This window comes from Citrobacter sp. Ce119 (assembly GCF_030334525.1).
Classification (GTDB): domain Bacteria; phylum Pseudomonadota; class Gammaproteobacteria; order Enterobacterales; family Enterobacteriaceae; genus Citrobacter; species Citrobacter europaeus.
Genome location: NZ_JAOWDR010000045.1, coordinates 164,486 through 178,745, shown reverse-complemented (window position 1 = coordinate 178,745; position 14,260 = coordinate 164,486). Strand labels below are relative to the sequence as shown.

General features: G+C 50.2%; 12 protein-coding genes. 7 read left to right on the top strand and 5 right to left on the bottom strand.

Annotated elements, in window-relative coordinates:
- Positions 1-10 precede the first annotated feature (10 nt).
- On the top strand, positions 11-769 hold the full coding sequence (locus OGV80_RS07420; protein WP_043018655.1) for an SDR family NAD(P)-dependent oxidoreductase: 759 nt from the start codon (positions 11-13) through the stop codon (positions 767-769).
- 15 nt (positions 770-784) lie between these two features.
- Here OGV80_RS07420 and OGV80_RS07415 read toward each other — a convergent pair whose 3' ends face one another.
- Positions 785-1,249, bottom strand: a complete 465-nt coding sequence (locus OGV80_RS07415; protein ID WP_286514337.1) for a YqeJ family protein — start codon at positions 1,247-1,249, stop codon at positions 785-787.
- Positions 1,236-2,030 (bottom strand): winged helix-turn-helix domain-containing protein, encoded by a 795-nt coding sequence (locus tag OGV80_RS07410; RefSeq protein WP_051642800.1) that lies wholly within the window; start codon positions 2,028-2,030, stop codon positions 1,236-1,238. The genes OGV80_RS07415 and OGV80_RS07410 overlap by 14 nt, the downstream gene beginning before the upstream one ends.
- Positions 2,031-2,597: 567 nt before the next feature.
- On the opposite strand from OGV80_RS07410, the gene OGV80_RS07405 reads away from it, so the two are divergent.
- From OGV80_RS07405 to OGV80_RS07390, 4 genes are all read left to right on the top strand, one after another.
- Positions 2,598-3,038, top strand: coding sequence for a winged helix-turn-helix domain-containing protein (locus tag OGV80_RS07405; RefSeq protein WP_043018653.1), 441 nt, complete (start codon positions 2,598-2,600; stop codon positions 3,036-3,038).
- Positions 3,039-3,173: 135 nt separating this feature from the next.
- Positions 3,174-5,111, top strand: coding sequence for a methyl-accepting chemotaxis protein (locus tag OGV80_RS07400; protein WP_286514335.1), 1,938 nt, complete (start codon positions 3,174-3,176; stop codon positions 5,109-5,111).
- A gap of 51 nt (positions 5,112-5,162) precedes the next feature.
- Positions 5,163-6,011, top strand: a complete 849-nt coding sequence (locus OGV80_RS07395) for an EAL domain-containing protein (RefSeq protein WP_286514332.1) — start codon at positions 5,163-5,165, stop codon at positions 6,009-6,011.
- Between the two features lie 360 nt (positions 6,012-6,371).
- Positions 6,372-6,974 carry a helix-turn-helix transcriptional regulator gene (locus OGV80_RS07390; protein ID WP_043018650.1) on the top strand — a complete coding sequence of 201 codons (603 nt, stop codon included), beginning with the start codon at positions 6,372-6,374 and terminating at the stop codon, positions 6,972-6,974.
- 18 nt (positions 6,975-6,992) lie between these two features.
- On the opposite strand, the gene OGV80_RS07385 is transcribed toward OGV80_RS07390, so the two are convergent.
- Positions 6,993-7,343 (bottom strand): glycoside hydrolase family protein, encoded by a 351-nt coding sequence (locus tag OGV80_RS07385; protein WP_286514329.1) that lies wholly within the window; start codon positions 7,341-7,343, stop codon positions 6,993-6,995.
- Between the two features lie 353 nt (positions 7,344-7,696).
- Here OGV80_RS07385 and OGV80_RS07380 point away from each other — a divergent pair, with 353 nt between their 5' ends.
- Positions 7,697-9,286: an STY4199 family HEPN domain-containing protein gene (locus tag OGV80_RS07380; protein WP_080625986.1), complete on the top strand. Its 1,590-nt coding sequence runs from the start codon at positions 7,697-7,699 to the stop codon at positions 9,284-9,286.
- Between the two features lie 27 nt (positions 9,287-9,313).
- Here OGV80_RS07380 and OGV80_RS07375 read toward each other — a convergent pair whose 3' ends face one another.
- Complete coding sequence (locus tag OGV80_RS07375) at positions 9,314-10,963, bottom strand: alpha,alpha-trehalase (RefSeq protein ID WP_043018647.1); 1,650 nt, start codon at positions 10,961-10,963, stop codon at positions 9,314-9,316.
- Between the two features lie 425 nt (positions 10,964-11,388).
- On the opposite strand from OGV80_RS07375, the gene OGV80_RS07370 reads away from it, so the two are divergent.
- On the top strand, positions 11,389-12,783 hold the full coding sequence (locus OGV80_RS07370) for a cytochrome-c peroxidase (protein WP_286514324.1): 1,395 nt from the start codon (positions 11,389-11,391) through the stop codon (positions 12,781-12,783).
- Between the two features lie 41 nt (positions 12,784-12,824).
- Here the strand turns inward: OGV80_RS07370 and gorA are convergent, their stop codons facing one another.
- On the bottom strand, positions 12,825-14,177 hold the full coding sequence (gene gorA, locus OGV80_RS07365) for a glutathione-disulfide reductase (RefSeq protein WP_043018645.1): 1,353 nt from the start codon (positions 14,175-14,177) through the stop codon (positions 12,825-12,827).
- Positions 14,178-14,260 lie beyond the last annotated feature (83 nt).

Sequence of the window (14,260 nt, the reverse complement as noted above, 5' to 3'; positions counted from 1 at the left end):
GAGGTTTCTTATGACGCAACGTATCGCATTGGTGACCGGCGGCGGCCGTGGACTCGGTAAAAACGCGGCGCTGAAGCTGGCGAGTAAAGGAATTGGTATCATCCTGACGTGGAACAGCAATGAAAAAGAAGCGCAGCAGGTTGTGGAGGAGATCCGCCAATCTGGCAGTAAAGCAGCGGCATTGCCGTTGAATGTCGGCGATATTTCGACTTTCCCACAGTTTGTTAAACAGGTGCAGGAAACCCTACGGACGCACTGGCAAAGCGACACCTTTGATTATTTATTGAACAACGCCGGGATTGGCATTAACGCACCGTATCCGGCGTTCACCGAAGCGCAATTTGACCAGCTTTTGAACATCCATTTTAAAGGTCCTTTTTTCCTGACGCAGAACCTGCTGCCGTTGATCAACAGCGGTGGACGGATCCTTAATGTTTCGACCGGGCTGGCGCGCTTTGCGCTGCCAGGCTACAGCGCTTACGCTGCCATGAAAGGCGCGATGGAGGTATTAACCCGTTATCAGGCAAAAGAGCTGGGCGAGCGCGGTATTACGGCGAATATTATAGCGCCTGGTGCAATAGAGACGGATTTTAGCGGCGGAAACGTGCGGGATAATGCGCAACTGAATGCGTACATCGCATCGCAAACGGCGTTGGGGCGCGTTGGGTTACCGGATGATATTGGCGACGCTATTGCTGCGTTGCTCAGCGATGAGCTGGCCTGGATGACGGCGCAGCGTATCGAAGTCTCTGGCGGGATGTTCCTGTAATCGACCCTCTTTTGGTCAGCCTTTGGAGCAATAGAAAACTGGCGCGCCATCATAGTTAAAAATATAGCTGGTGGCGTTTGCCGGTATTATCTGAAATCTGATCCCGCGATCGCGGTGCTGAAAGAAATCGGGGATAAACGTTCTGAAGAGTTCATTCTTCTTCGGGAGTGGATTTGTTTCATCAGAAACCATGATCACTTCCCCATCCTCATGCCAGTATTTAAACGTCACTTTATTACTGACGGACTGAGACTGAGCGCCATCTTCTGTATATTCCCCCACGGCTTCATAGTTACCATTACCGTTATTAAGATTAAAGTCCAGGATCATATCCAGTACCGAATTGTCATACACAATGGCGGTGTGGATCTCACAGCTAAAATTCGCTCGCTGATGTTGAATATAAATGGCGGCCAATAGCGGTGCCGCAATCGCCAGAGCAATTAGCGACCAGATTAGAAGACCCTTATTTATTTTCATTATATTGCTGCTTGTAATAAATGGAGCGGCAACGTGTGGCGCTCTTTTGTGGGTTATTATCGCAAATTAACACCGTTACACCACGCTGCGCATGGTTGAGGGTTAAATAAGCATTTTCGCCTTCATGACAACTGAATGGATAGCGACCGGACAACGCTTCAAATGCGCTTTGGCTTTTGTCACGATCGTACCAGGAAGAGAAAACCGTGCATCCGTTCATTTGGCCAACAGGGTGATAGCGAGCAAAAATGGGCTCTTCATATTTCCAGGTCTGATAAAGGACGCTGCAGGAGAGAATAAACAGCAGGAGAGCTACCCAGTACGGCCACAAACGCTTTGGTGATGTTTTAGTGGCCTCGACAAATGCTTCTGTTTGTTCAGATGATGGTGCGATTAAAACGGGGTCGGCAGATATTTTCTGCGGTTTAATAAAATTGTCCCGCTCACCCGCAACAACCCGGGCAATACACTTAAAGCCCGCCTTGGGCAGCGTTTTTACCACATCATCAGCCAGACCCGCCGCCTTCAGCGCTTTGCGAATGGATGAAATCGTCTGATAAAGCGCATTGGTCGTGACAACCGCTCCCTGCTTTTCCCATACGGCAGAGAAAAGATAACGTTGTGTAAGCACTTCTCCATTGTGTTCAAGTAGTTGCGCCAGGCATTCATTTACCGGGCCATGCAGAGTGACCGCGCGTTCCGGGTAACTCGCTAATGACCCAAGGCGGCGAAGTTCCGGTTCAAATATTACCGTTTCGTTTATCAGAAACACTTTATTCATGACATGACCATTTGCGGCCGTTCAGGGGCCGGATTGTCCGCGATGTTTAACTGGCTTGCGCGTAAAACTTCTGATTCAGATTTTTTAGTTTGTAAATCAAATAATTATCGTTATATCTGTCAGCGTGTTTCACGCGTTTCCCCTCAAGTTGTGCGCTATGATTCAGTATAAATCAAAAAATATCACTGCTTCTTGTGGCCGATTGCTCTTATCGTGGCGTCAATGTGATAAAGGGAGCAGACGATACAGCGAGTCAGGGGGTTAAGGATTTAATTCTTTAGAATTATAAAAATTCGACATTAAAAGTTGAGTGTTCGATCGCTTATGCGCAAACAGGGTACATACTCTGAAAATTTCACATATGAAGAATAATAAACCGTGAATTTAATTTATAACTTCTAATCTACCATAAACGAATGCTAAACGACCGGTTCCTTATAGTACATCGGGTTGTGGATTGGAAAGCATTCATAGCAGCCATATAATCCACCACATAAACGGTATGGATTATCTCAACGCTTATATGTAGAGGTGCATGTTAGTCTTCATTTAACGTGGGTATAAGATATGGGCTATCGTCTATATGGATTTATGATCGGTGATGAAATTCATTTTGACATTTCTAATCGCCGACTGTATCGGCTTACAGGTAGCCATACCGAGAAAAGCCTCGCTTTTGCGTCAATTTATTTTAATGAAACAATGTTAAGGCTTTTCCTGTATTTATTAATGAATGCCAGGAGCCAGCCGGTAACGAAAGAAGAGTTATTTGAAAAAATCTGGGAGGCGCACAGTCTGAGCCCCTCCACGCAAAGATTATGGCAGGTTCTGCACAATCTTAATAATAAACTTAGCCTGCTGGGGTTACCCAGGGATTTTATTCTTAATATAAGAGGGCGGGGGTATATTATCAATTATCCTGATGTCATCCCCGTTTATTATAGAGTGAGCGAACTCCCGACTCACGCCGTTAAAAAAAGGGAGAAGACAGATAACCTGAGTGAGTGATGTCAACCCAGGTATTTGCCCTGAGCACGCAGGTGTGAGGGGCTTTTTTTTATCGTTACCTTTTCTATATCTATTTTCTATTAATGTTCGTTAAATAGCATTGTTGTTCGGTATATACCGACTCTGGGGTAATATATGGGCATAATTAATCGGTTTACCAATTTAAAAGTCAGTAAGAAATTATTCTTTGGATTTTCAATCGTCCTGCTTGTTACGCTTGCTATTCTGGTTTCGGGCTTGCTTGGTTTGGCAAATATCCAGGACAAAGTGAGAAAAAACGGACATACCACCGATCTGTTTAACGCGCTGTCCGAGGTACGCCTGGGACGCACGAATTTTCAGTATACGCTGGACCAGAAATATCTGGATCAAATCAACGCCGCCACCAAACGCATGCAGGGTATTGCCGTTGAGATGGATACGTTGTCCTGGTCCCAGGAGGGGAAAAAGGCGCTGGACGATACGGTAAATGCAGTCAATAGCTACGTTGCGAGCCTTGAACCCTTTACGAAAGCGCTTTCTGAAAAGAAAATCAGCGAACAAAAACTGAATACCCAGGGACTGTGCGATAACTCTGAGCTGGCTTCAACGCTGAGCCGGAATGGTACGCTGGACGCCCAACATGCGCTTGTTGCGGCGCAAATCGCATTTATCATGAGTGACATTGACTCACAGATGTCGCTGTATAAACAGCATCCGACAGATGAGTTAATGAATGGGATCCGCAAACGTCTGGAGACGGCAAAGTCCGATACCGGGCAACTGCTGTTGGTTGCTTCTGAAGATCAAAAGGTCTGGTTGCAGTCCGGGCGTGAAAACATGCAGAGCGTAGCGGCTGAGCTGGTCAATTACAAAAGCGTTTGGGATCAACAGGCAGCGCTCTCCGATACCTTGACCGGCAAAGCGGTCACGCTGACCCAGGCGATTCAGACCTTATTTAGCATGCAGCAGAAAAAGGTCACCGATACGGTAGAGAGCGTCCAACTGCAGATGGGCATAGTCGCCGTTATTGGTATCGCGCTGGGCGTCCTGCTGGCAATGGGGATTACCTTATCCGTTACTCGTCCGCTGAACGAAACCCTGCGCGTGGCGGAGCTTATCGCCAGGGGGGATTTAACCAGCACCCTGACCAGTACGCGTCGTGATGAGCCGGGCCTGCTCATGCAGGCGGTTTCCACCATGAACAGCAACCTGAAAAACATCATTAACGATGTGCGTGACGGCGTGGATAGTGTTGCCAGGTCGTCCTCAGAAATTGCGGCGGGGAATATGGATTTATCGGCCCGCACTGAGCAACAGTCTGCCGCGGTAGTGGAAACTGCCGCCAGTATGGAAGAGCTCACCTCGACCGTCGCGCTGAACGCTGAAAATGCTAACCATGCGCGACTGCTGGCGGATGAAGCCTCACAGAACGCGACGGAAGGAAGCACGATCTCACTGCAGGTGATTGAGACCATGAAGAGCGTGCGCGACAGTTCGCACCGTATTTCTGAAATCACCACCGTCATTAACAGTATTGCTTTCCAGACTAACATTCTGGCGCTCAATGCCGCGGTAGAAGCTGCCCGTGCGGGCGATCAGGGGAAAGGTTTCGCCGTGGTTGCGGCTGAAGTGCGTACGCTTGCCCAACGCAGCGCTCAGTCAGCAAAAGAGATTGAAAACCTGATTAATGAGTCCGTGGTGTATGTGGATAACGGTTTTCACCTGGTGGAGAGCGCGGGCGTTGCGATGACCAGGATTGAGACTTCCGTGTCTCAGGTGCGCGATATCATGAATGAAATTGCCGCCGCGACCGATGAACAAAGCCGCGGGATTTCGCAAATTGCGCAGGCCATGGCGGAGATGGATACCACTACCCAACAAAACGCCGCTCTGGTTGAAGAGTCTTCAGCAGCGGCCAGCTCGTTGGAGGAACAGGCCGTACAACTTGAAAAAGTGGTGTCGATCTTCCGCGTGTCGAACGATCAAAGCGCCATTGCGCGAAACCACAAGGTAAAAGGTGGGAACACCGTCAGGCCGACCTCGATGGTACGTCCTTCCTCTAACGACCAGGACGACTGGGTCAAGTTCTGATGATTGCCGTGCGGCTGTTCTGGACCGGCTGCCGCACGCTTGAGGCTCGTGATGATTACCATAACCAGGCAACTCCCGACATTATTCTCTGACGCCAGTGGCTTGCTGGCCCGTTTCCTTACCTGTGCGCCGGTAAAAGCGTTGAAGACAGCCATTGCTCAGCGCCAGTTCAGACCAGTGTATCAGCCCATTTTTAACAGCCAGACGGGTAAAATAGCAGGTATTGAGGTGCTCGCCCGATGGACGCATCCTCAGTATGGCATTATTCCCCCTGATGTATTTATTCCCCTGGCGGAGGAGCAGGGCCTGATTGCCTCGCTGACGCATCAACTTATCCAGCAGGTCATTGCCGATCTGCAGCCACGACTCCCTCTTTTCCCCAAAGGACTTTACCTTAACCTGAATCTGAGCCCCGAAAACTGCCTCGATCCGCGCTTTGAATCGGACGCCGTGGCGCTCATGCAAAAACTTGCCCCAGGTCAGGTTCAACTGGTTATCGAAATTACCGAAAGCCGCCCTCTGCACTTTACCCCTCAGTTAAGCGAGTGGTTTGCCTCGTTGAGGAAATCCAATATCGCCGTGGCGTTAGATGACTTTGGGACGGGGTACTCGAATCTGTGTTACCTCCACGCGCTGGAACCGGAGTTCATCAAGATAGACAAACTGTTTGTCGGCCAGATTGGCGAGGGAGGTGATACCAGGATTATCGATACGCTTATTGAGCTGGCGCAAAAGATGAATCTGCGCATGATTGCCGAAGGCGTTGAGACTCGGGCTCAGGCTGACTATCTGCGCGTAAAACGCTGTGATTTTTTACAAGGGTATTATTTCTGCAGACCCGTTCCGCTTGAAGAGCTGATTGGAGTAATGCAATCACCTGCAATCTTTAGCGTCGATTGATACGGCAATGCTGCCCGGGTAAACCACAGGTGATGATCATTTGATGCGACATTTCGTTTTGTAACATATTTGTCTGTTATTGTGAGTTCCTTATTTTTAGCTAAGAATATAGACTCTGAAAATTAATATTAACGTTCCGATTTTGAACGTCCAGTATTAAGGATTTTCTTAATATTGGACCCCGTTTTTGATCCTTTGTGTGATTCTTTGGTTTGAGCTGTAACTATTAATAACTTCTCCTTTTTTCTTTTCCGTCTATCGGTAAAATGGCCTCCGCCAAATGGTGACTTCTTATTTTACCCCCCGGGTAATACCCTTCCGCGTGTTAAGGCTAATATCTTATTCAGACGGAGATAAATAATGCAGGTAATAATGTTTGACAGGCAGTCAATATTTATTCATGGAATGAATGTAAGTTTGCAAGAGCATATTCCAGGAGTGGATGTTCAGGGTGTCAGTCAGGCAGATGACCTTTGGCAGATGCTGGAAGACAGCCCTGATGCGTTGGTTATGCTGGATGGCGACCTTGATGCAGAGTTCTGCCGTAGCTTGCTGCAACAGATAGCAGAACGCTTTGCGACGGTAAAAGTGCTGGTAACCGCAACGGATTGCCGTAAAAAGTGGCTGCAGGAGGTCACGCAATTAAATGTGCTGGCCATTGTTCCGCGTGATTCGGACGCGGAAACCTTCACGCTGGCTCTCAATAGCGTCGCGATGGGGATGATGTTTATCCCCAGAGATTGCATAACTGCTACCGAAAGCGGTGGGCAAAATATCAGATTGCTCAGCGCGCGTCAGCGGGAGATTCTGACGATGCTGGCCGCCGGAGAATCTAATAAACAAATTGGTCGATTGTTAAATATCAGCACCGGAACGGTAAAAGCCCATCTTGAATCGCTGTATCAGCGCCTGGAGGTAAAAAACCGTACCCAGGCGGCAATGATGTTAAACGACGCCATGTAATGGGCACATATTTCACAGTCAGAATGTTTCTGGCTGTGAAATAGCCACCGGCCAGATTTCTTTAGCGCAAAATCGGGCAATTCCCACGCTGAATATCCATACAATTAATGCTTCCAGCTGAAACCTGTCTTTTATTTGCGGCATTTCCTTATGGATGAATGCCTCGCAGATACGCATATCCGCGAGCAGCAATGTTTCTGCCTGCATCGCTGTTATTGGGGTAGCAAAGGTTTCGTTTGCGGTGATTTCATGCCCGTGGCCAATAACCCAAATTCCCTTTTTGTCCTGATACTTTTCCAGCGACAGGCCCTGCCATTGCTTAATAAATGTGACACAGGCGGGCGTGAAAGGCGTCGAACGCAGCGGCATAATAATCTCTGTGCAAAGAGACCTATTCTAAGTAATGCTCAGCGTTACGCCAGTTGCCACCCAGCCAGTTTTTACCGCAATATGCCTTATGGCGCGGGCGGCTGATATTCATGTTTTAACAGGCCAAAAATCCAGTCATCATCTTGCAGCGGTTGACTGATGAGACGCGGGGTGTGCAGTACAGGCACTGGCTTATCCCCTGAATAATTTGCAATGATTGTGCGGAAGTCACTGTAAAACACTTTTATTTACTATATGAATATGTTTTGGTCGGCGTCACAGCGCTGCGTTTATAAAAAGATAACTACATACCATTGTGAGACCGCACTTTTTGGGGCCTTTTAGGGAAGATAATGACCAATAGCGCATTACAGGCGACATGTACACCATTTGAACATTGTTTGGGGATAATCCGCCAGGCGTCGGTAGAAATATTGCTGATGCTGGGTGTGCACGTAGCAGAGGGGAAAGATCCACGCTGGTTTCTCGAGCAGCTTGACCAGGCACGACTGAATCTGGGCGGTTGGGGAGTTGTCGCCAGACGGTTGCAGATGAATGATGCGCAATTGAGCCAGTTCACTTTGCGCCTGCGTCATCTTCAGCAGAGCGTACCCCAATATGAAAATGGTCAGGACGTCAGTGAAAACCAACTGATTTCTGCGCTGCGTTTTGTCGCCTCTCTGGAACAGTTGCGCCAGCAACAGCCCATCCTGAAGTATCCAACCGAGATTGAACGTGCAGAACCGGATGCACAGATGCGGGCGCAGCGTCAGCTTCGCGCAATAGAATTAACCCTCAAATCCCTGATTGCGCGGGTATGGCCGGATCAACATCCGCTCAACAGCTTCCTGAAACAGCACTTTGGCGGTGAACGCTTGCGTCGCTGGTTAAAGCTGGGGGAAAGCCGGGATGCGCTGGACGGCATGATGTTTAGCGAACTGGCGCTGATGGTCGTCGATAAGAAATTATTCGTACGCCACTTTACCCAGATTTTTAACGATACCTCAGTGCTCATGTCGTTTGTTGAACCACGTATCACGCTGCGGATGTTCCTGGATGATTGCCGCCTCGCCCGTAACTGTGTTATCGCGCAGCAACCTCTAACCTCAGTACAACTGCTGCTGCTGGATTACCAGTACCGTCAGATTACTCATTCTGTGCAGCGAGCATTTGAAGAACGGCGTACGCGCATTAATCCTGCGTCGTATCTGGAGTCAGATGAGGCGACGGTTCGCCAGTTTTGGGAAGCCGCAAAGCAAAAAGACGAGCAGGCGGGTGGTGATAAACAAGAAATCGCAGACAGTATCGATCCGCCGGAGAAGCGGACCAAACGCACGGCGGAAGAGCGTGAACAGCTAATTTCCGGCATGTTGTGGGTCGCGGTCGGCGTGATGGTGCTGGCGATTTCGCTGGGTGCGTTCTGGTTATTCACTGTGCCAGCGCCACAGGCGCCATCCGGGCAATCCGTTGAAATTGTGCAGGAAGAACCGCGACGTGATGCCCCCAGCGCGCGGGAGGCGGTAACCCGAATGGGCATCACCTGGGATGCCTTTAACATGCGCGCGGCTATCGATCGCAATGACACCCGCGTGACGTCTCTGTTCCTGCAGGGCGGGATGGACTGGAAGCTGGCATGGACGGAGCAGGCGTTCTCGGCGGGCAATACCGAGGTGTTGAGGCTGCTGCTGCGTTACCCTTCGCAAATGGACGAAAGCAAACCATGCCGACAGTTTATGACCACGCTCAGCCATGCGATGTCGAATGGGGCGTCACTCACTTCGCTGCACAAAAGTTATCTGCAAAGTTTTTGCTCAGTGCCTGCGGTCGTCGCACGTCAGCAGTATGATCTTGAACAGGCCGAGCTGCGCGTTCGCGCCCAGCCAAGCCCGGAAAACAAGAAATGGCAGAAAATTCACGCCGAACTGTATGATGCGATTAACTGACAGCCTGATGATTCAGACCGTCAGCCGTTAGGGCTCGCCATACAGACCGATGAGTCTGCGCACCACGCCATTGGTCCAGCCAAAGCCGTCCTGCAACGGATATTCCCCGCCGCCGCCTTCGCGCGGCGCGGCATCCGCTATGTGGTATTTTTCGATAATCTTATGGTGTTCCTGATAAAAGAGATTCACCGTTTTCAACCAGTTACGGGCGATTTCATCTCCGAGATGATCGTCTCCGTACAGTTTGAAACCCTGGATCGCCATCCACTGCAGCGGCGCCCAGCCGTTGGGCTTATCCCACTGCTCACCGGTTTCATGTTCCGTGGCTAAAATCCCGCCGGGCGTTAGCAGGCGGCTACGCACCGCATTGGCAAGTCGGTCGGCTTGTTCATGGGTTGCCATGCCGACATACAGCGGCACAATACTGGCGGCAGAGAACAGGGCCATTTGCTCGCGTCGCCAGTCGTAATCACGATAGCAGCCGTTTTCATCGTCCCAGAGATAGCGGTTCACCGCATCGCGGCGGTCACTGGCTTTCTGGCGAAACTGCGCTTCAGTTTCTTTGTCGCCTTTCAGTGCCGAAATATTGGCGATAGTGCTTTCCAGCTTGTAGAGGAATGCGTTCAGGTCAATCGGGATGAACTGAGTGGTGCGTATGCTGGCAAGGCGGCCTGCGTCGCGTAGCCAGCGCGAGGAGTAATCCCAGCCGGAGGCCGCGCCCGCGCGTAAATCCCGATACACCTCATTGGGTGGGCGACCCGAATGCTTAGCGGTCTCGACGTCTTCAAGCCACGACTCATCGCGTGGCGTGTCGCGATCGTCCCAATAGCGGTTGAGTAGAGAGCCGTCAGACATTCTGATCACGTGACGGTAGGCCTGGTTAAGCACCAGGGAGTCAGCGCCATCCATCCAGAACGCGTACTCCATTTTTAAATGATCAAGGTAACGACGCGCGCCGCGTACGCCATCCTCTTCAAACAGTTCCACCATCAGCGCAAAAACTGGCGGCTGCGAGCGACTCAGGTAATAAGTACGGTTACCGTTCGGGATGTGACCATAGTTTTCAATCATCCAGGCAAAGTTATCCGCCATACATTTCAGCAGGTCTTCGCGACCGCTCTCGGCCAGGCCCAGCATTGTGAAATAGGAGTCCCAGTAGTAGGTTTCGCTAAAACGTCCGCCGGGCACAATGTATGACTGCGGTAATGCCAGCAGGGAGGACCAGGGGATGTGATCCTGTGGCTCGCGCGTCAGTACTGGCCACAGTTGATCAATATGCTCTTTCAGCGAATTTTCCGGGTCAGAAACGTATTCACTGGAGGGCGTTTCCGGGAGCCAGAAGTGGTTCTCGACAAAGCGTCGCAGATCAAAGTCGCGGTGGCGTTTAACCTTGCGATAGCGGATTAAAATGTCCAGCGGGTCCATTTTGGGCGCGCAATCGGGAAAGGTTTTGCTATCTGCAAACAATTTTGACGACTGAACGTGTTCGAACAGTTCGAGGTAACGATCGGCGGGGGTTAACGCATCTGAGGCGGGTAACCCTGCAATCATCTCCGGTTCAGGCTCCGCCTCAATCATTTCATCCAGCTTTAACTCGCACGGATCCATTTCATAAAGCAGATCGATGTCGATCGTCATTTCTTCAGAAGGGGCGTGGGGTAGTTTCTGGTTGAGCATAATGAGAAAGACCTCCGATGGACGTTGAAAGATTAAGGCTATTGCCCGCTCGTCAGTTAAGCGTAGACATTCGCTTCGGTGTCTGGTGAGTAAAGCGTGCGGTCGATCACGTTTTAATGCTGGGCAATATTTAAAAAATAAAACTATCCCAATGAAAATAATGAATAATTCAGAATTCTGCGCGACCTGAAGATATTCCATTTTCAGAACATTCGATTGCAACGAGGTGTGAACAAAACAGGTAACGTCTTATCTCTATAATAGGCACAGGCTATTCTATCGATAGTTCTCCCCCATGTAATTGCTTGATACTTATCAAAATAGTAATCCCCTCATTTCCTATGATGGTCAGGTCCGACAAAGACTGTGTGTTAATTAGTCTATTTTCTGGGTCACAATAACTCACAACGGTGAGGGTAAAAATAATGAAAATCATTACCCGTCTTACCGCGATTGCTATAGCTGGCATCGCGATTTGTTATTTTGGATTATCCGGTTATGTGTGGTATCACGATAATCAACGTAGCAAACAGGCTGATGTTCAGGCCTCTACGCTGGAAGAAAATAATAAAGTATTAGGGTTCTTACGCGAAAAAGGATGCGATTATTGTCACACCCCTTCAGCCGAATTACCTTTCTATTCTTCTTTTCCTGTCGCTAAACAGTTGATGAATTACGACATTCAACTGGGATACAAATCATTCAATCTTGAGGCCGTTCGTGCGGCGCTGGTCGGGGATAAACTTGTATCGCAAAGCGACCTGAATAAAATTGAATGGGTGATGCAGTACGACACCATGCCACCGACGCGTTATACCGCATTGCACTGGGCTGGCAAGGTAAGCGATTCGGAGCGAGCCGAGATCCTGGGCTGGATTGCGAAACAGCGTGAGCAGTACTACGCCAGTAACGATACCGCCGCACAGCATCGTAACGAACCTGTGCAGCCGATACCGGAAAGTATCCCGACCGATGCCCGCAAAGTGGCGCTGGGCTTTACGCTTTACCACGACCCGCGTATTTCCGGCGATAGCACAATTTCTTGCGCCCACTGCCACGCCCTGAATGCGGGCGGCGTGGATGGCCGGAAAACATCAATCGGCGTAGGCGGCGCGGTTGGGCCTATTAATGCGCCAACGGTATTTAACTCGGTCTTTAACGTAGAACAATTCTGGGATGGCCGTGCGCCAACACTGCAGGCGCAGGCGGGTGGTCCACCGCTCAATCCAATTGAAATGGCGTCTAAATCCTGGGATGAAATCATCCAGAAACTGGATAAAGACCCGACCCTGAAGCAAGAGTTTATCGCTGTTTATCCGCAGGGATTCAGCGGGGATAATATTACCGATGCGATTGCCGAGTTTGAGAAAACGCTGATCACGCCAAATTCGCCGTTTGATAAATGGCTGCGTGGTGATGAAGGCGCGTTAACGGCCCAGCAAAAACATGGCTATCAGTTATTTAAAGATAATAAGTGCGCGACCTGTCATGGCGGTATTATTTTAGGCGGACGTTCATTTGAACCACTGGGTTTGAAAAAGGACTTTAATTTCGGCGAGGTCACTGCCGCAGATATTGGCCGCATGAACGTCACCAATGAATTACGTGACAAGCTGCGTCAAAAAGTCCCTGGCTTGCGTAACGTTGCGCTGACCGCGCCTTATTTCCATCGCGGTGATGTGCCAACGCTCGACGGTGCGGTAAAACTGATGCTGCGTTATCAGGTGGGTAAAGAACTGCCGCAGGAAGATATCGACGATATCGTGGCGTTTCTTGAGAGTCTGAACGGTGTGTATACGCCGTATATGCAGGGTAAATAAGAGAAAACCGGATGGCAAAGCGCCATCCGGTTTTTAATTGCTTAACGCATGGTAACGAACTCTTCTGCCGCCGTTGGGTGAATCGCAACGGTGTTATCGAAGTCTTTCTTGGTTGCGCCCATTTTCAGAGCCACCGCGAAGCCTTGCAGCATTTCATCCATCCCAAAACCGATGCCGTGAATACCGACAATCTTCTCTTCCGGACCGACGCAAACCAGTTTCATGCGGCACGGCTGACGGTGCGTGGTGACAGCGGTATACATCGCGGTAAACGATGATTTATACACTTTCACCTGGTCATCGCCGTGCTGTTCGCGAGCCTGCTGCTCGGTTAAGCCCACGGTGCCAATTGGCGGGTGGCTGAAGACCACGGTCGGGATGTTGCTGTAGTCTAAATGCTCGTCCGGTTTGTTGTTAAATAGACGCTCGGACAGGCGACGGCCCGCGGCAACAGCAACCGGCGTCAGCTCAACGGCACCGGTGTTATCGCCGACGGCATAAATTCCCGGCACGCTGGTGTTCTGATATTTATCAACGACGATGTAGCCTTTTTCGTTGGTTTTCACGCCAGTCGCCGCCAGGTTGAAGTTGTCGGTAGCAGGTTCACGACCAATTGCCCAAATCAGGCAATCTACCGTTTCGCTACGGCCATCTTCCAGTTGCAGGGTCAGACTGCCGTCAGCATTTTTAACGACTGCTTTCGGAATTGCATGAGTATGCAGAGTCGGGCCTTCGGCGTTCATCACCTCAACCAGCGTGTCGACGATCATTGGATCGAAGCTGCGCAGCGGCGCGTGTTTACGTACGAACAGATGCGTTTGGGCACCCAGGCCGTTTATCACGCCTGCCAGCTCAACGGCGATATAGCCTGCGCCAACAACAGCCACGCGTTTTGGCAGCGCTGGCAGTTCAAAGAAGCCATCGGAGTCGATACCGTATTCCACACCCGGAATGCTCGGATGGCTCGGGCGACCACCGGTAGCAATCAAAATATGATCGGCAGTAATGGTTTCTCCGTTCACTTCAATGGTTTTGGCATCTACAAAGCGGGCAAAGCCTTTAATCACATCGACATTATTTTTGCCCAGCACGTTGTCGTACGAGGTATGAATGCGGTCGATATAAGCGGTACGCGTGGCGATCAGTTTATCCCAGTCGAACTTATTGATGGTGGTGTCGAAACCGTAATCCGGACCGTACATGTGGATCGCTTCGCGGACCTGTGCGGCATGCCACATCACTTTCTTCGGTACGCAGCCAACGTTAACGCAGGTGCCGCCTAACTCTTTGGCTTCAATCAGTGCGCATTTCTGGCCGTACATTGCTGCACGGTTAATGGAGGCAATACCGCCGCTGCCGCCGCCAATAGCGATGTAATCATAGTGCTTGGTCATGACCGCTCCTTCATGTTGATTGTAGGGCGGAGAAGCGTTACGCCATCCGCCAAAATATTCGCGATTGTATACCTGATATTAAA